Origin of the sequence: Novosphingobium sp. Gsoil 351 (assembly GCF_009707465.1) — a bacterium.
GTDB lineage: Bacteria > Pseudomonadota > Alphaproteobacteria > Sphingomonadales > Sphingomonadaceae > Novosphingobium.
On the sequence record NZ_CP046120.1, the window covers coordinates 2,408,365 to 2,426,901 of the forward strand.

Below are 18,537 nucleotides of genomic sequence, written 5' to 3' on the forward strand. Positions count from 1 at the left end.
ATCGCGCATTGTGGCGTTCTTGTAATCAAGAAGCAGCAGTCGAAAGTCTAGGGTTTCCGCGGCGCAGTCGGTGCCGCCATCTTCCTGTAACATAAACGCCACACCGCTGCTGGAATCGCCGACCAAACCATCAAGCGCTTTGAATCAACCCGTTGTTTCCGCCAGATTGAGCCATCCGGTTCGGGCAAGAATCCGTCATCCAGTTGGCTATTGTCGCTGGCCAGGCAGGTCAAACCCCCCCGCACAGGGCCGATTTCTAACTAATTTTGCGTCGTTCGACGTTTGTCACAACAAGGGACTGATCTGTGAAAACCACCTCGCTTCTGCGGCTTGCCGCCGCGCACGGCGCGCTCGCCATCGCCGGATTTGCCGCCCCCGTTCTCGCTCAGGATGCCGAAGTTGCGAAGCCCCAAGCCGAGGCTGAGGACACCAGCTCCGGCGGGTCGATCGTCGTCACCGGTTCGCGCATCCAGTCGCCGACGATCACCTCGGTGTCGCCGGTGCAGGTCGTGGGCGCCGAGCAGATCGAAAAGGCGGGCATCACCAATGTCCAAGAACTTCTGCTCGAGAATCCGATCTTCGGCTCGCCGACTTTCGCGCGCACCAACACCGCGTTCCTGACCTCGGGCACCGGGGTCGCCACCGTCGATCTGCGTAACCTCGGCACCGACCGCACGCTTGTCCTGATCAACGGCCGCCGCGTCGTCGCTGGTCTGCCGGGCTCGGCTACGGTCGATCTCAATGTCATCCCCGCCCAGTTCGTCAAGCGCATCGATATCCTGACCGGCGGCGCTTCGTCGCTCTACGGATCGGACGCGGTCGCCGGCGTGGTCAACTTCATTTACAAGGATGACTTTGAGGGCCTCGAGGCCAACGGCCAGTACAACATCACAGAGCGTGGTGATACGCCCGGCTATCAGGGCAACCTGACCGTCGGCACCAACTTCGCCGACGACCGCGGCAATATCATGGTCCACTTCGGCTACACCAACGAAGGCCAGCTCCTCTCGCGCCAGCGCAAGAATACCCGGATCGATGATCTCGATACTTTCATCAACATCACCGGCGATCCCGCAGACTATGGCGTGCCGACCGAAGGTCGCTTCTCCGGCTTGCCGCCGCAGGGCGTGTTTACGGCGGGGGGCTGCCAGTTCACCTTCAGCCCGACGAACGTGCTCGAGCGCGGCTTCAGCGCCAACGGTGGCACGATCAGCGGCGGGCAGGCGACCGCTTGCGGCGTGCCGGCCGGCACCGCGCTTCCCGCGCGCGGCTTCAATCGCCAAGCGTTCCGCACCATCGCGGTGCCGGTCCAGCGTTACCTGTTTGCCACTCGCGCGACCTACGACATCGCCGACAACATCAGCTTCTTCGGTGAGGGTACTTACACCCGGACTTCGGCTAGCCGTCAGATCGAGCCGTTCGGCTTTCAGTCGGCCGGTTCGACCGGAGTTTTCCCGTCGGGCGGATTGTACAACATCCAGACGCGCCGGACGAACGCCGATGGCACGTTCACGATTGTCAACAACCCGTTCGTTCCCGTCGATATCTTCAACAAGGCGGTCGATGGCAACGGCGACGGCCTGAAGGACGTCGGCTTCTCTCGCCGTGCGCTCGAGTTCGGCACGCGCAACAGCCGCACCGATCGCGATTTCTACCGCTTCGTGCTCGGGCTTGAAGGCGACATCTTCGCCGACAAGTTCCACTGGGACGTGTCGTACAACTACGGCCGCACCAAGGAGAGCCAGGAAGGCAACGGCCAGATCAACATCTCCAACTTCCAGAACGCGCTTGACGTGCTGCCGGCGGGCACGATCGCTGGTACGGTCGGCCCGCAGTGCGCGAGCGCGCAGGCGCGGGCAAACGGCTGCGTCCCGGTTAATATCTTTGGTAACGGATCGATCTCGCCGGCGGCGGTGGCCTACATCCAGGCCAACCAGACTTTCCAGACTACAATCCAGCAGCAGGTCGCCACGGCCAACCTGTCGGGCTCGTTGCTCGATCTGCCGGCCGGTCCGCTCGGGATCGCTGTCGGCGTCGAGTATCGTAAGGAAAAGAGCCGGGAGAACAACGACTCGCTGACCAACCAAGGGCTCAATGGCGGCAACGCGCTGCCCGATACCGCTGGTTCATTCGACGTCAAGGAAGCTTACGCGGAAGTCAATATTCCGGTGCTTCATGACACGCCGTTCTTCCATCAGCTTAATCTGCGCGCCGCTGGCCGCGTGTCCGACTACTCGACGGTGGGCAACGTTTACAGCTATTCGGGTGGTGTGGAGTGGGCGCCGGTCGAGGATATCCGTCTTACCGCCACGTATGCTCGCGCGGTTCGTGCCCCGAACATTGGGGAACTGTTCACTGGACCCTCGCAGACCTTCCCGACTGGCCTGACCGATCCCTGCATCGGGGTGATGGCGACCGGCGGCGGAATCAAGGGAGATACGTGCCGTGCGTTTGCGGGCGTGCTCTCGAACATTCAGAACGGCGTTACAGGCGGAAACGGTCTCAACTTCCAGCAGAACCCGATGGGCCGGTTCGATATCAACCAGTCGGACCAGCAGAGCGTCAGCGGCTTCAACCGCGGCAACCCGAACCTGCGTGAAGAAAAGTCCACCAGCTATACGATCGGCGCGATCATCACGCCGCGTTCGATCGATGCGCTGCGCAACCTCACCTTGCGGATCGATTACTACAACATCGACATCAAGGACGCGATCGTTGGGGTTCCCCGTCAGGTCATCCTCAACAAGTGCTTCAACGAGGGCAACCAGGACTTCTGCCAGTTCATCCGTCGCCGGGCTGCCGCAACCGCGGTCAACAGCGCGGGTACGCTCGAGTTCATCGACCAGGGTTCGGTCAACGGCGGCGCGCTGAAATCGGAAGGCATCGACTTCACGGTCAACTATCGCCAGCCGCTCGATGGCAAGTTCGGACTTCCCGGCAGCCTGAGCTTCAACGGAACGTACACCCGACTGCTGACCGCTTACGTTCAGCCGACCCCTGGCGATCCCACGAAGGACAACTTCAAGAACGAAATCGGCGCGGCCAAGGATCGCTTCACCGCGACTGTCGGCTACTCGAGCGAGAAGTTCGACCTGAGCTTCACCGGCACCTACTTCGGTCGGTCCAACGAAGACGATCAGCTGCTGCTTCCCGATTTCGCGAAGGATGCGGTCAGCGTGCCTGCCCAGTTCTACCTGGACATGCAGACGAGCTTCAAGCCGACCGACGCGTTCGAGTTCTACATCGGGGTCGATAACCTGCTCGACAACGGTGCGCCGAATATTCTTTCGGGCAGCGGATTCAACACCACCGGCACCGATACGTCGGCGGGAACCTACGACGTGTTCGGCCGCCGCTACTATGCCGGCGTCCGCCTGCGCTACTGATCGCTTCCGCGGTCACGCAAACCAGAAGGGCGGGAGACCAAGTCTCCCGCCCTTTCTTTTGCGCCCATGAGGCCTCGAAAAGAGCTCTATTCCGCCAAACGGCGGACCCGAAACCCGCGGCCGTTCTCGATCTTGGCCATGTAGCCGCTAATCGTCGCCTTGCGGATGACGATCTTCTGTCCGGGTTTGGGCTGGTTGATGTATTCGGTATCGACCTGCTGCCAGCGCGCGCCGGTGTCGAGCGTCAGCAAGAGCCCGCCGCCCGAATTCGACCCGACCCCCGTCAGCTTCGCATCGATCGATTCGACTTGTTCGGCGGCGCTATCGCCGCTTTGGAACAGCTTGATCCTGGGCAGCGAGAAGCCGAAGATGCCGCGTCGCGCCTCGCGCATCGTTGCCTTGTCCACCACGACGACGTCGTTGCGGGCGATCGCGCCGTCCAGTTCGGATACCGCACGGTCGAAGCAGGCGAGCCGGGCTCCGTCGTTGCCCAGCGCGCGACACGCCAGAACCGATTTCATCAACACTGGCGGGGGCGCGTTGTCGGCGGCCACTGCGGCGACGGCTCCGCAGCCCAACGCCGCCACACCGATTGTTAGCAGGCTTTTGTTCATGGTACGATCTCCGTGATCCGGGACGATGGTGGAGCGATGGCGGGGCGAGGTCAATCTTTGCACCTTTCGCGATCGCCGTCCCACCATCACTCAGGTTTCGGCCAGTGAATCATAGGTGCAACAAAATTGCTCAGTGTGATAACCGCGCAACAGCGCGCGCCGAAAAAGCCACGACTCGTGCAATTCCTTTGAACCGCTTGGCCGCATGCGCCACTTTCCATCCATGACTTGTGACCGGGTGCGCGTGGGCGCGCAATCTGGTCGATCAGGAAAATCGCGCGGTAGCCAATGTCGCGCCAAGCACAGGGAACAACACTGGTGAAAACCACTCAGATCAAATCGCTCCTCGTCAGCGCCACGTGCCTCGCCGGCGGGGCCGCGGCGCTATTTGCCGCCACCCCCGCGCTGGCCCAGGATGCTGCTCCGCAGGACGCGCAGACATCGGAAACCGCCGATGCTCCCCAAGGCACGATCGTTGTCACCGGGTCGCGCATCAACCGCCCCGATCTTACCGCCGCAAGCCCGGTCTCCGTCGTCGGCGGTGAGCAGCTACAGCTCGCCAACAAGCCGGGCGTCGAGGAACTTCTTCGCCAGATCCCGCAGGCCGTCCCCGGCATCGGCCAGAACACCAACAACGGCAACGTCGGCGTCGCAACCGTCAACTTGCGCAATCTGGGTGAAGAACGCACGCTGGTGCTGGTCGATGGCAAGCGCTTCGTGCCTTACGATTCCAACGGCATCGTCGACCTCAACATGATCCCCGCCGCGCTGATCAGCCGGGTCGAGGTGGTGACCGGCGGCGCTTCGGCGGTGTACGGTTCGGACGCCGTCGCCGGCGTCGTCAACTTCATCCTGAAGGACGATTTCGAGGGGCTTGAAGGAAATGCCTCGGCTGGTATCAGCAGCCACCATGACGGCCCCCAGTACCAGGCGTCGCTGACCGGCGGCATCAATCTGGGCGATCGCGGCCACTTGATCGCGAGTGGCGGTTACACCAAGGTCTTCAAGGTCACGCAGGGCGACCGTGCGTTCTCCACCTTCGCGCTTGCAGCGGCGGACTTCTCGCCTGGCGGCAGCTCGACCAACGCGTTTGGGTCGATTGACACGCCCAACGGTCGCTACACCTTCACCCCCGGCGGGTTCGTGCCTTACAGCGGCGCGCGTGACAGCTTCAATTTCAACCCGCAGAACCTGCTTCAGGTGCCGCAGGAAAAGTGGACCGCGACCGTCCTCGCCAACTACGAGCTGACCGACAACATCGAGTTCTTCGCGCGCGGTTCGTACGGCAAGACCAAGATCCAGACCGAAATCGGGTCTTCGGGCACGTTCGGGTTCAGCTTCAACATCAACTACCGCACCAACCCGTTCCTCGATCCCGCGGTAAACCCGAACGCGGCCGGTGCGCGCGCGATCCTCGCTCAGTTCGATGACGGCACGACCAATGGCGATGCGGTAGCCAACGACGGGATCGTGCGCCTCGGGGTCCGCCGCCGGATCACCGAGCTGGGTCCGCGCGCCTCGTCCTATAAGAGCGAGGCTTATCAAGGCGTCGCCGGGTTCCGCGGCGACATCGGCGAAGCCCTGCACTGGGAGGTGTTCGGGCAGTACGGTCGTTCCAACCGCGATCAGGCGTTTCTCAATGATGTTTCGCTGACCAACCTGCAGCAAGCGCTGCTGGTCGTTCAGGGTCCGAGCGGCCCGGTCTGCACCAACCCCGCCAACGGCTGCGTTCCTGCCAACTTGTTCGGCTTCGGCACGCTCAGCCAGGCTGCTGCCGATTACATCAAGTTCGGCATTTCCGAGAAGGACCACAACGATCAGTACGTCTTTGGCGGCTTCATCAGCGGCGATCTTCCCTTTGGGCTGATCGAATCGCGTCCGGCGGCGTTCGTGCTCGGCGCGGAATATCGCAAGGAAAAGGGCATCGCCCGTCCGGATCTCGACTACCTTCTGGGTAATGCCATCGGCTATGGCTCGTCGTCGCGGGTCAACGCCAAGTTCAACGTCAAGGAAGTCTACGGCGAAATCAAGATTCCGATCGTCGAGGACCGGCCATTCCTCCGTTCTCTCGGGCTGGAAGCAGGCTTCCGCTATTCGGACTACAAGAACAGCACGATCGTCGATACCAGCCCGCTTAACGGGATGATCAACAGCTTCTCGAACAGTTTCAGCAACTGGACCTACAAGATCGGTGGCGACTGGAAGCCGATCGAGGAGCTGCGCTTCCGGGCAATGTATCAGCGCGCAGTGCGGGCGCCCAATCTGCAGGAGATCGGTCTTCCTCGCACCGCCGGAACTGGTGACGCGCTGTTCGACCCTTGCGCTGCGGGAACGTTTAACGCCAGTGACGCCACACTGCGGCAATTGTGCCAGACCGTTGGCGGCGGGATGACGGCCGCACAAGTTGGCACCATCGCCCAGCCGACGTCAGGGCAGGTCAACAACTTCTCGGGGGGTAACCCCAATCTGGTTCCCGAGAAGGCCGACACCATTACGATCGGCGCGGTGTTTCAGCCCTCGTGGGTTCCGGGGCTCAACGTTTCGGTCGATTACTTCGACATCAAGGTGAAGAAGGCCATCCTGGCGACGCCCGAGCAGGCCATCCTCGATGCGTGTTACTATGCCGAACGCAACGCAACGGGGCCGTTCTGCTCGCAGATCTTCCGCAACCAGAGCGACGGCTCGCTCGAAGGCGACAATATCTACGGAGTTGACGCAACGCGCCGCAACATCGGTCTGCTGCGCTCGCGCGGGATCGACTTCATCGCGAGCTATCGGGCATCGTTGGCCGAAGATCTCGACCTGATCCTCGGCCTCAACCTGACCCGTCAGCTCAAGTCGCAGGTGCAGTTCGCGAATGTCCTGCGAACTTACGATTGCGTGGGCCTGGTCGGCAAGACTTGCGCCAACCCCGATCCGAAGTGGCGCTGGCTCCAGACCACCGGGATCGAGTGGGACAAGACCCTGCTCCAGGTCTCCTGGCGGCATATGAGTTCGATCACGAACGACACCATCACTGGCGATGTCGGATACAATTTCCAGCCCGCCAGCGCCTTCGTGGTGCCCAAGATCAAGGCCTACGACTACTTCGATGTGTCCATGCGGTGGGAGCCCAACGATCGCTTCAACTTCCGCGTCGGCGTCGACAACCTCTTCGGCAAGAAGCCTCCGGTGGTCGGCAACGATTATGGTGCGACCACTCAAAATAGCGGCAACACGTTCCCCGGGACGTACGATACGATCGGCCGCTATTTCAACGTGGGCGTTACGTTCAAGTTGTTCTGAGACTCGCAGTGAGCAACAATGGGGCGCCGGATTTCGATCCGGCGCCCTTTTCTTGCCCTGCCGCGACAAACGTTAGCTAGAACTCGTCGCCCGCATTCCGCGCGCGCCCGTAATGTTCGTCATAGGTGCGCAGTGCCGTGGCGAGGTAGTCGCGCTCCGCCGCATCCAGCAAGGGATGCCAGATGTCGAAGATCAGGATGACGCGCGGCTCGTCGCTGTCGTTCCATGCCTCGTGCTCGATCGTATCGTCGAACACCCAAGCGCGACCCGGCAGCCACTCGCGCGTCTCACCCCCGACACGGAAGCCGCAGCCCTGAGGCACTATGAGCGGCAGATGGACCGTGAGCCGGGCATTGGTGACTCCATGATGCGCGGGTATCTTGGTCCGCGGTGCAAGCCGCGAGAGAAAAGCATTGGGACCTCGCCCATCGAGGCGCAGGAGCGGCATCCGGTCCAGCATGGCCGCGGTTCGAGGCAATTGTGCCGCGGCTTCGCCATCGCGGCGACCGTGGTGCCAGAAGAACAGCGCCCCCCAGTCGCGGTTGTGATCGAGCTTGTCCCATTGATTCAGCGGGGTACCGGGCGGGTTCGCGACGTAAGGCGCGAACCGTTCGGCATCCACAATCAGGCCGGCGGCTTCGTCGCGCAGGGCTACCCAGTCGGCCTCCAGCTGATCGAGCCAAGGAATGTCGTCCCGCTCCAGGAACGGGATCGAGGGAAGTTCGGGCACCGTGAGAAACGTCGGTTCTGAGCGATAGAGCGGTCCGTCGCCGGTGATATTCGCAATGGCGGCCGAGGTCCGCCGACTGGGCGGGGCGACGCGCGCCTTAATCGCTGTCGCAAGAGTACGGCCATCGGCGGCAACAGCATCGGTCGCACGGGTCATCATCGCAGCGAAGCGAGGATCGTCGCGAATGGCATCAGGTACGGTATCGAGCAGGTCGCGGAACACTTGCGCCGCCTCGCGCGCTTGGCCGATCCCAGCCAGGACCACGCCCTTTTGGTATAGCGCTTGCACGAAGTAGGGATCGGCAGCCAAGGCTCGGTCGAGAGCGCTCAACGCTGCCAAAGGATCGTCGCAGCCGCTGCAGGCGGCCGCCAGATTGAACAGCAGCGCCGGTTGACCCGGATCGGCGTTCACGGCGCGTTCGAGAAAACTCCGCGCCGCCTGAACGTCGCCCGCCGACAAGGCCAGGTTGCCGAGAGCGTTTGCGGCCTCGGCATCGTCCGGCCTCTCGATCAGAAGTTGGGACCAGGCCTCCATCGCACCCGCGCGATTTCCAGCAGCGGACGCCTGACGCGCGCCGTGGCGCAAAGCCTCGATATTCAGGCCGCGATCCGCCGCCATCTCTTAAAGCTGTGGCGGCATGGTCGCCGAGTTATCTCAGGCAGCAGCCTTTGCGGCCTTGGTCAGTTCGCGCTTCACCTTCAGCGCGGTGGCGCTGAGCTTTTCGTCCGAGGTCTTGACCAGCCAGTTGTCCAGCCCGCCGACATGCTCGACCGAGCGCAGCCCGTGGGCCGAGACGCGGAACTTGTAGCTGCGATCCAGCTTCTCGCTCATCAGCGTGACGTTCTGCAGGTTGGGCAGGAACACCCGCTTGGTCTTGTTGTTGGCGTGGCTGACGTTGTGGCCGACCTGACGACCCTTACCGGTCAGTTCACAGATGCGCGACATGGCTGAACACTCTCGAAAATTAGCGGGGTTCGCTGGAAAGCGCGGCGCATAGCGATTCACCCCCCCACGGTCAAGGTCGCGCGGTCGGGGTTGCGCGGGGATAGGACCGCGGGCTAGCGCCGCGCGATGGCGAACTGGCCCCTCTCGTCCGCGATGCGCGCGGCGCTTGACCAGGCGCGGATCGGCGCGCTGGCGGGCGAGGTGCCTGTTGGCGCGGTGGTGGTCAGGGACGGGGCGGTGGTTGCCGCGGCGCACAACGCCCCGCGCGGACTGTCCGATCCCACCGCGCACGCCGAGGTTCTGGCCATTCGCGCTGCCGCGCACGCGCTTGGCGGCGAACGGCTCGACGGCTGCGAGTTGTGGGTCACACTCGAGCCGTGCGCGATGTGCGCGGGAGCGATCGCTCATGCTCGCATCGCCCGCCTCTATTACGCCGCGCCCGATCCCAAAGGCGGCGCGGTCGAACACGGCGCCCGCGTGTTCGCGCACGACCAATGCCTGCACCGCCCCGAGATCTATGCTGGCATGGGCGAGGATGAGGCTGCCGGGCTGTTGCGGAGCTTCTTCGCCGAAAGGCGATAGGAATGTACGAAAATCCTTACAATCCCCGCCAGATCTTGAGCGACGAGGCATCACGCGGCCCCATCTGCTGGGCCTTGCAACGAGCCGGACGAAAGCGCCGGTCGAGGCAGACGCGAATCTCGCGCAGCCAGCCGCTGCGGCTGGTCAGCAGCCCGAAGCTGGAGGCCGGGCGACCAGGATTGGCCTTGGCGAGCGCTTCGCGCAGTGCGCCGGCGGTCAGCCCGCGGTCGCGCGACAGGCGTTCAATCGGCGGGTAGCGCATGGCGTCGGAAAGGATGTTGCTGACGCGGAAATAGCCCGCCGCGTCGCGCGCCATGCAGCTGCCATGCTTGGCCCATTCGTGCGCGATCAGCCCGACCGAAGGGGTTCGGCACAACTGACCGCGCACCGCGGCGGACGTCGGCGCGGGCACGGCGCGGCACCATTGCGGCGATCTGGCCACGCCTTCGGGCCACAATCCGTGGACCACGAAGCCGAACCGCCCTGTGGCGCCCGAGCATTGGAGGCGGTGGGCCGGATCGCGCTCTTTGCCGCGGCAGAACTCAGGAGCCCAGGTCAGGGCTAGGGTATAACCGGCGATCGGGACGCGCTGCGCCTCAGCGTCCGCGCGAGTCCTTGCGATGCGACCGATGTCGGCAGGCATGCGGCACTTATAGGCTTGAGCCGATGCCGCCGCGGGAGCCAGCAGCGCCGCGGCCAGTGCCGAAACCGCGGCCAGGCTAGTCGAAAGTCTTCGGATCGCCTGGTCCATCCACACCCTTGCTTTCCAGCCACGCCACCGCGTCCGGCCGGAACAGCAGCCAGGCCCCATAGACTTGCAGGAGCACCGCGAGCGCACCGAGCAACGTGACCAGGCCCTTGGGCACCAACGGGTTGGCGAGCGAGCTGAGGAACCCGAACAATCCCAGCGCGGTCAGAACCACGTAGATCCACTTGGCGACGTTGCTCGCCCTGCGGGCGACGAAGTACCAAAGCAGCAACGGGATCAGGACGCCCACGAAAACGCCGAACACCAGCGTCCCGGTACCCAATCCTGCAGCTTGCGCGCGCGGATCGTTCAGCATCGCGTTGACCTGGCTCCAGCTCAGAGCCGTGTTGATCAACCCGATCACAATCGCGCCGAGATAGACCTTTTCGAATAATTCGATCGATTGTGGACGCATGATCGGTTCCCCGTTGATGGTCGGCACGCTAGCGCGGGGCTGCGCGAACGCAAGCCTACAGCGGCGTGAAGTCCAGACCGATATCGGCTGCGGGGGCGCTTTGGGTCAGGCGGCCGACCGAGACGTAAGTTACGCCCGTGGCGGCGACCGCGGCAATGGTGTCGAGACGGACCCCGCCGCTTGCCTCGCTCGGCACCCGGCCCGCGACCAGCGCCACGGCCTCGCGCAGCATCGCCGCATCCATATTGTCGAGCAGCAACCATGTCGCCCCTGCTGCGAGTGCCGGTTCGATCTGGTCGATCCGGTCGACTTCGCAGATGATTTCGGCGACCCCGGCATCCTTCGCCCGGCGCACCGCCTCGGCCACGCCGCCCGCGACGAGGACATGGTTGTCCTTGATCATCGCGGCGTCCCACAGCCCCATCCGGTGGTTTTGCGCCCCGCCCGTGCGGGTCGCGTACTTCTCCAGGAGACGCAGGCCGGGGATTGTCTTGCGGGTATCGAGCAAGGTGGCGTGACCGGCCATCGCCTCGACATAGTCCCGCGTCATCGTCGCTATCCCCGAGAGATGCTGGACGGTGTTAAGCGCGCTGCGTTCGGCGGTGAGCATTGCGCGGGCATTGCCTTCGAGCCGCATCAGGTCGGATCCGGGAGGTACCCTTGCGCCCTCTTCCGCCAGCACCTCAATCCGCATCGCGGGGTCTAGCGTGCGGAAGAATTCGGCGGCGATGGGAAGGCCGCACACGACGATCGCGTCGCGGCTGTCCATCACGCCGGAGAACCGGGCGTCCGCCGGGATCACGCTCTCGCTGGTCACGTCGTGCCCACCGCCGGGCAGACCCCCGCCAAGGTCTTCGGCCAGCGTAGCGGCGACGAAGGCGTGAAGGTCGAAGCCGGGAAGGGTGAAGGCGCTCATCTCCCCGCCACTCGCAAACTCACCCGGTCATGTCGAGCGAAGTCGGACGCCGGTTCGCTCTGCCTAGTGCACGAACCGGGCGACGACGTCGCGATAGCTGCGCGAGACCTTCACTTGCGCCCCCCGAATCCAACACCAGAAAGCACTCCCCGTTGGTGTGCGGCTTGACCTGGCGAACCTGGTTGAGGTTGACGATGGTCGAGCGGTGGACCCGCTGGAACACTCGCGGATCGAGGCGCCGCTCGAGATCCTTCATCGTCTCGCGCAGGATGAGCGAGTTGTCGCCGGTATAGATGCACATGTAATCACCCGCGGCCTCGATATGCTCGATCGAATCGACGTCGACGCGGAAAATCTGGCCGCGGTCCTTGATGTTGATCAGCTTTTCGAAGCGGCCCGCGGCTTCTTCCTCATCGGGCATCGCATCCATCGCGTCGGGCGCGACTTCCGCCAGAACCGTCTTGAGTTTTTCGACCTCTTCCAGCCCGCGCTTTTCACTCATCCGCGTCCTGGCGCGGTCGAGCGCGTCCGCTAGGCGGTCGTCGTCAACCGGCTTGAGTAGGTAATCGACCGCGTTGGCCTCGAACGCCTTGATCGCGTGTTCGGCGTAAGCGGTGACGAAGACGAACAGCGGGGGCTCGATCTCCATCACCCCCTTGACCACGCTGAACCCGTCGAACCCGGGCATCTGAATATCGAGGAAAACCAGGTCGGGTTTGCCGGTCTTGATCTTGCGGATCGCCTCGCGCCCGTTCGAACAGGTGTCGATGATCTCGACGTCGGGATACTTTTCCAGGCGGAGCTCGAGACCCTGGACGGCCAGTTTCTCGTCATCGACAAGGATGGTGCGGATGGTCATTTCGATCCTTCGTTGGTGGAGACCGCCCCTGCCGCCGGGCCGGAACCTAGTCCGCCGGATCGTTCGACTCAACCCGCCGTGACGAGGCGCGATGCAGGGGCGGGGGATGGTTTGGAAATTTCGCTAGCTTCGAAGGGCAGTTCGATCACGACCGCAAAGCCCCCTTCCGGCGCGTCCTGGATGTCGAATCGTTGCTCCTCGCCATAGGCCTGCGCCAGCCTGTCGCGGATGTTGGCGAGCCCGACCCCGGTCGATACCGGCTCACCGGTGTCGGGGTTGGTCGCGCTCCACCTTGCGGGATCGGGCCTGAAAGGATCGGCGCCGGACTGCAATCCCGGGCCGGTGTCGGACACGGTGATCCGAAGCATCGGGCCGACGAGTTGCGCGGCGACCGTGATTTCGGCGCCCTCCTCCAGCGGGGTAACCGCATACTTGATCGCGTTTTCGACCAGCGGCTGAAGCAGCAACGACGGCAGCAGTGCGCCGCGCGTGTTCTCGGCAATGTCGAAACGGGTGCGCAGACGGTCCTCGAAGCGCATCCGCTCGATGTCGAGATACAGCTTCAGCGTCTCGATCTCCTGCGCCAGCGTGACCCGCCCGGCAGGCTCGTTGATCAAGGTGTAGCGCAGGAACGATGACAGTCGGCTCAGCATCGCGTTCGCCGGCTCGGTCTGCTTGAGCAGCACGAGGGTGGAGATCGAGTTCAGCGTGTTGAACAGAAAGTGCGGGTTGAGCTGATAGCGCAGCATCGCCAGCTGGGCGCTCGTCGCCTGGTTTTCCAGCCGGAGGAGCTGGTCGTTCTGCTCTTCGACCTGGAGGAAGAAGTTGATCGCGTAATACAGCGCGGACCAGGCGCCGAGCAGAGTCAGGTCGAGGTAGAACACCCCCAGAAACAGCTGGGTGAACCCGGTGTCGCTTCCCGGGCGGTAGAGCCCGATCACCCAGCTATCGATGAAGGCATAGAGGCTGACCGCAAATGGCAGGATCAACGCGGTCACCCCCCAGGTCACCAGCGGCGTGCGGTTGATCAGGTTGCGATAGATCACCGACAGGATTAGCGAGATCGAGAAGCCCGTGATCGAGGCGATCAGCACCAGCACCAGGAACGAAAGCGGCTGGGCGTTGGCCAGGCTCGACATCGCGCGCAGCAGCATCGCCCCGCCCCAGCCAGCGGCCTGGAGCTGCCAGAAGGCGCGGTTCTTGTTGCCGAAGAACGGCGTGGGGGCAAACGGCAGCACGGCCATGGGCGAAGGGATAGCGGGTTTTGCCCAAGGCGCAAAATTGCGATACGCTGGGCTCCAAGGAGAGCAGCAATGGACAACCAGACTGACATTCGCGCCGAGACCGAGCACGGCTTCGAGGAACGTGCTCGCTTCACCGCGATGGAGAACGGCACCCAGGAGGACTGGAGCATCATCGCACGCGACTACAACGCGTTCGCCGGCGGCGTGGCCGACCGGGTGCTGACCCATCTCAAGCTGCTCAAGGGCGATTTCGGCGGGTTCCCGGTGTGCCGCCTGGAGCACAGCCTGCAATGCGCGACCCGCGCCTATCGCGACGGGCGCGATGAGCAGTACGTGACCATGGCGCTGCTCCATGACATCGGCGACACGCTCGGCACCTACAACCATCCCGATGTCGCAGCGGCGATCATCAAGCCATTCGTCGATGAGCAGACCCACTGGATTTGCCAGAACCACGGTGCGTTTCAGGGGTACTACTACTTCCACTTCCTCGGCATGGACCGCGACATGCGGGACAAGCACCGCGGCAACCCGCACTGGGAGGCCTGCGCGGAATTCTGCGCGAAGTACGATCAGTCGGCGTTCGACCCGGCCTACAACAGCGAGCCACTCGAGTTCTTCGAGCCGATGGTGCGACGGGTGATGGCCAGGCCGCTCGCGCGAGCAGAGGTGAAGGCCGCAGCTTAGCGCTCAACCAGCGCCACTGAAATCGTTCGCCCAGTCGGCCCTGCCGCCGCGCGCCGCCTGGGCCGTGCGCATCGTTTCGATCTCTGCGGAAACCGTACGGACGCGCGCCTTCCACCCGTCGTGATCGGGCGTGGCAAAGATCCCGAGATCGAATTTCGGGCCCCACCAGCGATAGAACCTCACCGCAGCGGCCGGATCGTAGCCGGCATTGGCCAGCAACCACACCGACAGGCGATCCGCCTCGCGTTCGGTCGCCTTGACCTTGCCCCAACTGCGTCCCGATGCGGTGAGACGGGCGCGGTGGCCGAGTAGGTTGTGCGCCAGTTCGTGCGCCAGCGCCGCTGCGAGCAGGTCGTCCTGTGGCATCGCTTCGACCAATGCTCGTCCGATTACCACCCGGCGTCCGTCCGCCGCGGCCCTCGTCCCCGAGCTTAGCAGTTCGAAGCGGGACACGCAGACAGGTTCGCCGGCAATGGAGATGGAGGCTCCACCCGCGTCGACGAGTCCGACTTTGCCCGTCGCCAGCAACGCCGCATCGACGCGGTCGTGAAGGCCGACGAGCCGCGCATAGTCGCCCGGTGCTGCCGCCGGGAGCGAGGTCACGTCCTCTCCGGCCACCACGCTCAACGGTTGCGCACTGCGCAAGCCCGCGCGTGCGGAGGGTGCATCGCTGGCGACAGCCTCGACCGCGATGTCGCCTGGCAGGTCCAGCGCATCGCGCACCGCCTTGGGATCGGAAAACCCGGCGGCGTCGAACAGGACCAGCCCGACTCCCGGCGCGACCTTATGGCAGTATGGGGCGTTGCCGCGGACCAGCCGCCAACCGGCACTCTGCACTTTTGCGTCGAGCGCCTGCAAATGTTCGAGCTGGGCGCGCAAATCCGGCTGCGTGGCGATCGCCGGGGCCGCGGCTAAGAGCGCGGCTGCGGCAATCGCGCCGCGCCAGATCATGAGGCTTTGCGCGTTTCCGCGATCGCGCTTTCCAACGCGCGACGCCCAACCGCGCCTATCAGCAACCGGTCGCCGATCACCCAGGCCGGGGTGCCGGCGATCCCCAGTTCCTTCGCCAGCGCGATGTTGCCCGCGAGCTCATTGGTCACTTCGGCGCTCGCGGCTACCGGCGCGGCCGCCCCGGCATCGATCCCGGCCTTTCGCGCTGCTGCCGCAATTGACGCCGCCGCCGGCTTCTCGCCCGCGAACATAGCGTCGTGATACGCCGCGTAGTGCCCCTGCCGCGCGGCCGAGAGTGCCATCCGCGCGGCCTGTTCGCTCGCGCGAGAGAGGATGGGCAGTTCGCGCACCACCACCCGCAGATCGGGATGCGCGGCGGTCAAGGCGGAAATGTCGGCCACGCTTTGACGGCAATAGGTGCAGGCATAGTCGGTGAACTGGACCAGGGTGATCGTCCCTCGGGGATTGCCCAGCACCGCCCCAGCGAAGGGGGTCTCGATCCGGTCGCGCTGCGCCGCGATCTGCCTGGCCGCGCCGTTGGCCTGGAGCCGGCTCATCGCCTCGGGCAGTATTTCCGGATGGGCGAGGATATAATCTCGGACCAGTCCCTCGATCGCCGCGCGCTCGCGTCCGTCGATACCGGCCGCGGCCAGCCGCGCTTCGATCGTGTCCCCGGCGGCGGATTTGGCTGGGGTTGAGCGGCTGCTTTCCCACCACCACCCGCCCGCCGCCCCCAGCCCGGCGAGGAGAATCGCGAGCGCGGGGAACCAGGGCCGGCGTCGCGGCGAGATTGATGAGGGAAGGTTGCGATCGGCCATGGCGCAAACCGGCCTAGCGCCGCTTCTTGTCCTTCTCAATCGCGGCGCGCGCCTGAAACGCAATGTCCTGCGCGCGAAGCCAGTCCGCAGAGCCTTTGGGCAGCGTCGCCTGGGCGGCCTGCGCGCTGATCAGCGCGAGCGGCATCTGCTGGCTGAGCACCTGCTGCTCGGCGCTGGCGAGCCGGGCGCGTGGGGTGTCGCCGGCCGATTCATAGACGACGCCGAGCTGATACCAGGCGAACGGGTTGTCGCGATCGCGCGCCACCGCGGCCTTGAGCACGCGCTCGGCCTCGGCAAAATTGGCTTTGTCCTCGGTGGCGATCAGCGCGTGGCCGAAGCTGGTGGCGATCAGCGGCTGGTTGCCCGTGAGCTGGGTCGCCCTGCGCAGCGGCTCGAGCGCTTCGCGCGGCCTGCCAGATTCGAGCAGGATCTGACCCTTGATCTCGAGGAAATAGGGGTTGGCCGGTTCTTCGGCGAGCAAGGCGTCGGTCTCGGCGGTGGCCTTGTCCATAAGCGCTTCCTTGTGAAAGGCATAGGCTCTGGCATAGCGCGCGGGTTCAGACTTGACGGTTTCAGGATAGGCTTGGAGCGTCGCGGAAGGCTCGGCGAGGTAGCCGTACAGCTTGGCCTTGACCAACTGGAAGCGGCGCTCGAGCTCGCGGTCGTCGGGCTTCTTCCACGCCGGGTCCGCCGCGTAGGTTTCGGTCAGGCGGGCGATGCGGTCGCCCGAGGAGGGGTGCGTGCTGAAGAAGGCATCCTCGTCGCTGGGCGAATAGCCATAGCGGAATTCCTGGTTCTGCAGGGTCTTGAAGAATTCCAAGCTGCCATGGCCGGATATGCCCGCCTTCGACAGATAGCTCGCCCCTGCGGCATCGGCGGCTGATTCCTGGGTGCGGCTGAACGACAGATACTTTCCCAGCGCCGCCTGCTGGCCGGCGGCCATCACACCCATCGCCGCCGCGCCCGCGCCGGCGACCGCGGCAGCGACGCCGAGCAGCATCGACAACAGCGAGATCGACGTCGCGGCCTTGGCTCCGTCGCCGATCGCGATCGCGTGGCCGCCGGTGACGTGGCCGAGTTCGTGCGCGATCACGCCCTGGACCTGGTTGGCCGACGTCGCCGCGTTGATCAGGCCGGAATTGACATAGACCGCCTGGCCCCCTGCGACGAACGCGTTGATCGAAGGATCGTTGATGAGGACGATGTCGACATTGGCGGGATCGAGCCCGGCGGCCTTGATCAGCGGCGCGGACATGTCGCGGAACAAGGCTTCGGTTTCGGCATCGCGCAGGATCGATTGCGCCGCGGCGCTTTGCAGGGTTAGCGCGGCGGCGACTACCGTAGCCGAAAGACGCAAAAAAGCGGAGGAACGGCGGATCATTTTCAGCGGGGGTTAGCGCGCCGCAGCCTGAACCGGCGATGAAGCCGGGGCGGGCGGGAGCACCCTCGCGAGGAACGGGAACACTGCGTCGGCCACTCGGTGATCGTACCAGTCGAACGGGTGCGCGAGCGTTACGACCATCGCAATATGACCGACCCCGTCGATCAGCGTCGCTTTGGTCGGCACCCCGGCCTCGGTCAGCTTGCGCGCGAGAATGAGCGCGTTGCGCGGACGGACGATGGTGTCCCTGGTGCCATGGACCAGCAGCATTGGCGGCGCGTCGGCGCGGACGAAATTGATCGGCTGGGTATCGGCCGGACGCGGCCAGTGGCTCATCGCGTTGATCGATGACTTCTTGTCGAAGGGATAGAAATCGGCCGGACCGGCCAGCACCACCGCGCCCTTGACGGTGGCTTCGGGAACGCCCTCGCGCCCCAGCCATTGGCGGTCGAGGGTCAGCATCGAGGCGTTATAAGCCCCCGCCGAGTGGCCCATCAGGACCACTCGCGAGGGGTCGATCTTATACTCCGCCGCGTGAGCAAGCGCCCAGCGGGCGCCCGCGGCACTGTCCTCGAGCATGGCCGGGAAGCGACCGGCAGCGTTCAGGCGATAGCCGACCAGCGCGGTGGCATAACCCTTCTCGCCCAGGGCGCGGGCGATCCAGTGGTAGTCGTGCGGATCGCCTTCGTGCCAGCCGCCGCCGTGGAAGAACACCACCAGCGGAAATCCGCCCGCCGGTACGGCGCCGGCGGGGACGAACATTTCCAGCTTCTGCGCGGGATCGGCGGCGTAGTTGGCTGCTGCGACCTGAGCAATCGTGCTGTTGCGCGAAAAATTGGCGTCCAGTGCGTCCAGCGTCGCCGCCGAATCGTTGCTGAGCGCCCACCATGTCAGTGCGCCAAGAGCCAGCGCGGCGAGCAGCAACATAGCCCCCGTCCAGCCGAGCCAACCCATCCGCCTGCGCCCCGTTCGTCCC

The 18,537-nt window shown here is 64.5% G+C and carries 15 protein-coding genes and 1 pseudogene; 4 read left to right on the top strand and 12 right to left on the bottom strand.

Translation table 11 applies throughout. The features are described 5' to 3' along the window. Nucleotides 1-305: 305 nt before the first annotated feature. Entirely contained in the window at nucleotides 306-3,386 is a 3,081-nt protein-coding gene (locus GKE62_RS11635) for a TonB-dependent siderophore receptor (protein ID WP_154692387.1), read from the top strand. Between the two features lie 86 nt (nucleotides 3,387-3,472). Here GKE62_RS11635 and GKE62_RS11640 read toward each other — a convergent pair whose 3' ends face one another. Continuing rightward, the gene (locus GKE62_RS11640; protein ID WP_154692388.1) at nucleotides 3,473-4,000 is read right to left on the bottom strand and encodes a hypothetical protein; all 528 of its coding nucleotides are present in this window, start codon (nucleotides 3,998-4,000) and stop codon (nucleotides 3,473-3,475) included. A gap of 318 nt (nucleotides 4,001-4,318) precedes the next feature. On the opposite strand from GKE62_RS11640, the gene GKE62_RS11645 reads away from it, so the two are divergent. Next, a complete protein-coding gene (locus tag GKE62_RS11645) occupies nucleotides 4,319-7,285 on the top strand; it encodes a TonB-dependent receptor domain-containing protein (RefSeq protein ID WP_195908360.1) in 2,967 nt (988 codons plus the stop codon). A 76-nt stretch (nucleotides 7,286-7,361) separates the two neighbouring features. Here GKE62_RS11645 and GKE62_RS11650 read toward each other — a convergent pair whose 3' ends face one another. Together GKE62_RS11650 and rpmB are read right to left on the bottom strand one after the other, a co-directional pair. Continuing rightward, nucleotides 7,362-8,633 carry an aspartyl/asparaginyl beta-hydroxylase domain-containing protein gene (locus tag GKE62_RS11650; RefSeq protein WP_154692390.1) on the bottom strand — a complete coding sequence of 424 codons (1,272 nt, stop codon included), beginning with the start codon at nucleotides 8,631-8,633 and terminating at the stop codon, nucleotides 7,362-7,364. Nucleotides 8,634-8,669: 36 nt separating this feature from the next. Next, nucleotides 8,670-8,960, bottom strand: coding sequence for a 50S ribosomal protein L28 (gene rpmB, locus GKE62_RS11655; RefSeq protein ID WP_154692391.1), 291 nt, complete (start codon nucleotides 8,958-8,960; stop codon nucleotides 8,670-8,672). Nucleotides 8,961-9,086: 126 nt separating this feature from the next. Between rpmB and GKE62_RS11660 the strand changes: the two genes are divergently transcribed. Next, nucleotides 9,087-9,542, top strand: coding sequence for a nucleoside deaminase (locus GKE62_RS11660; protein WP_154692392.1), 456 nt, complete (start codon nucleotides 9,087-9,089; stop codon nucleotides 9,540-9,542). Between the two features lie 16 nt (nucleotides 9,543-9,558). Here GKE62_RS11660 and GKE62_RS11665 read toward each other — a convergent pair whose 3' ends face one another. From GKE62_RS11665 to GKE62_RS11685, 5 genes and pseudogenes are all read right to left on the bottom strand, one after another. After that, the gene (locus GKE62_RS11665; protein ID WP_230206666.1) at nucleotides 9,559-10,293 is read right to left on the bottom strand and encodes a ribonuclease T; all 735 of its coding nucleotides are present in this window, start codon (nucleotides 10,291-10,293) and stop codon (nucleotides 9,559-9,561) included. Then, a complete protein-coding gene (locus GKE62_RS11670; protein ID WP_195908361.1) occupies nucleotides 10,262-10,732 on the bottom strand; it encodes a hypothetical protein in 471 nt (156 codons plus the stop codon). The genes GKE62_RS11665 and GKE62_RS11670 overlap by 32 nt, the downstream gene beginning before the upstream one ends. A 28-nt stretch (nucleotides 10,733-10,760) precedes the next feature. Then, entirely contained in the window at nucleotides 10,761-11,621 is an 861-nt protein-coding gene (gene nadC / locus GKE62_RS11675) for a carboxylating nicotinate-nucleotide diphosphorylase (protein WP_154692394.1), read from the bottom strand. Nucleotides 11,622-11,684: 63 nt separating this feature from the next. Beyond that, nucleotides 11,685-12,480 (bottom strand): annotated as a pseudogene (locus GKE62_RS11680) (LytR/AlgR family response regulator transcription factor). Between the two features lie 68 nt (nucleotides 12,481-12,548). Continuing rightward, nucleotides 12,549-13,724 (bottom strand): sensor histidine kinase, encoded by a 1,176-nt coding sequence (locus tag GKE62_RS11685; protein WP_154692395.1) that lies wholly within the window; start codon nucleotides 13,722-13,724, stop codon nucleotides 12,549-12,551. Between the two features lie 69 nt (nucleotides 13,725-13,793). On the opposite strand from GKE62_RS11685, the gene GKE62_RS11690 reads away from it, so the two are divergent. Then, a complete protein-coding gene (locus tag GKE62_RS11690; RefSeq protein ID WP_154692396.1) occupies nucleotides 13,794-14,411 on the top strand; it encodes an HD domain-containing protein in 618 nt (205 codons plus the stop codon). 3 nt (nucleotides 14,412-14,414) lie between these two features. Here the strand turns inward: GKE62_RS11690 and GKE62_RS11695 are convergent, their stop codons facing one another. The 4 genes from GKE62_RS11695 to GKE62_RS11710 are packed head-to-tail and all read right to left on the bottom strand — an operon-like array spanning nucleotide 14,415 to nucleotide 18,515. Further along, on the bottom strand, nucleotides 14,415-15,362 hold the full coding sequence (locus tag GKE62_RS11695) for a M48 family metalloprotease (protein ID WP_154692397.1): 948 nt from the start codon (nucleotides 15,360-15,362) through the stop codon (nucleotides 14,415-14,417). After that, complete coding sequence (locus GKE62_RS11700; protein ID WP_154692398.1) at nucleotides 15,359-16,180, bottom strand: DsbA family protein; 822 nt, start codon at nucleotides 16,178-16,180, stop codon at nucleotides 15,359-15,361. The genes GKE62_RS11695 and GKE62_RS11700 overlap by 4 nt, the downstream gene beginning before the upstream one ends. 13 nt (nucleotides 16,181-16,193) lie before the next feature. Continuing rightward, complete coding sequence (locus GKE62_RS11705; RefSeq protein ID WP_154692399.1) at nucleotides 16,194-17,561, bottom strand: M48 family metalloprotease; 1,368 nt, start codon at nucleotides 17,559-17,561, stop codon at nucleotides 16,194-16,196. Between the two features lie 12 nt (nucleotides 17,562-17,573). Further along, a complete protein-coding gene (locus GKE62_RS11710; protein WP_154692400.1) occupies nucleotides 17,574-18,515 on the bottom strand; it encodes an alpha/beta hydrolase in 942 nt (313 codons plus the stop codon). Between the last annotated feature and the right edge of the window lie 22 nt (nucleotides 18,516-18,537).

Bases quoted from the DNA above. Each gene is read 5' to 3' on its own strand.
- GKE62_RS11660 (WP_154692392.1), top strand. From the start codon at position 9,087: ATGGCGAACTGGCCCCTCTCGTCCGCGATGCGCGCGGCGCTTGACCAG.
- GKE62_RS11705 (WP_154692399.1), bottom strand. From the start codon at position 17,561: ATGATCCGCCGTTCCTCCGCTTTTTTGCGTCTTTCGGCTACGGTAGTC.
- GKE62_RS11650 (WP_154692390.1), bottom strand. From the start codon at position 8,633: ATGGCGGCGGATCGCGGCCTGAATATCGAGGCTTTGCGCCACGGCGCG.
- GKE62_RS11710 (WP_154692400.1), bottom strand. From the start codon at position 18,515: ATGGGTTGGCTCGGCTGGACGGGGGCTATGTTGCTGCTCGCCGCGCTG.
- GKE62_RS11690 (WP_154692396.1), top strand. From the start codon at position 13,794: ATGGACAACCAGACTGACATTCGCGCCGAGACCGAGCACGGCTTCGAG.
- GKE62_RS11700 (WP_154692398.1), bottom strand. From the start codon at position 16,180: ATGGCCGATCGCAACCTTCCCTCATCAATCTCGCCGCGACGCCGGCCC.
- GKE62_RS11695 (WP_154692397.1), bottom strand. From the start codon at position 15,362: ATGATCTGGCGCGGCGCGATTGCCGCAGCCGCGCTCTTAGCCGCGGCC.
- GKE62_RS11665 (WP_230206666.1), bottom strand. From the start codon at position 10,293: ATGGACCAGGCGATCCGAAGACTTTCGACTAGCCTGGCCGCGGTTTCG.
- rpmB (WP_154692391.1), bottom strand. From the start codon at position 8,960: ATGTCGCGCATCTGTGAACTGACCGGTAAGGGTCGTCAGGTCGGCCAC.
- GKE62_RS11685 (WP_154692395.1), bottom strand. From the start codon at position 13,724: ATGGCCGTGCTGCCGTTTGCCCCCACGCCGTTCTTCGGCAACAAGAAC.
- nadC (WP_154692394.1), bottom strand. From the start codon at position 11,621: ATGAGCGCCTTCACCCTTCCCGGCTTCGACCTTCACGCCTTCGTCGCC.
- GKE62_RS11640 (WP_154692388.1), bottom strand. From the start codon at position 4,000: ATGAACAAAAGCCTGCTAACAATCGGTGTGGCGGCGTTGGGCTGCGGA.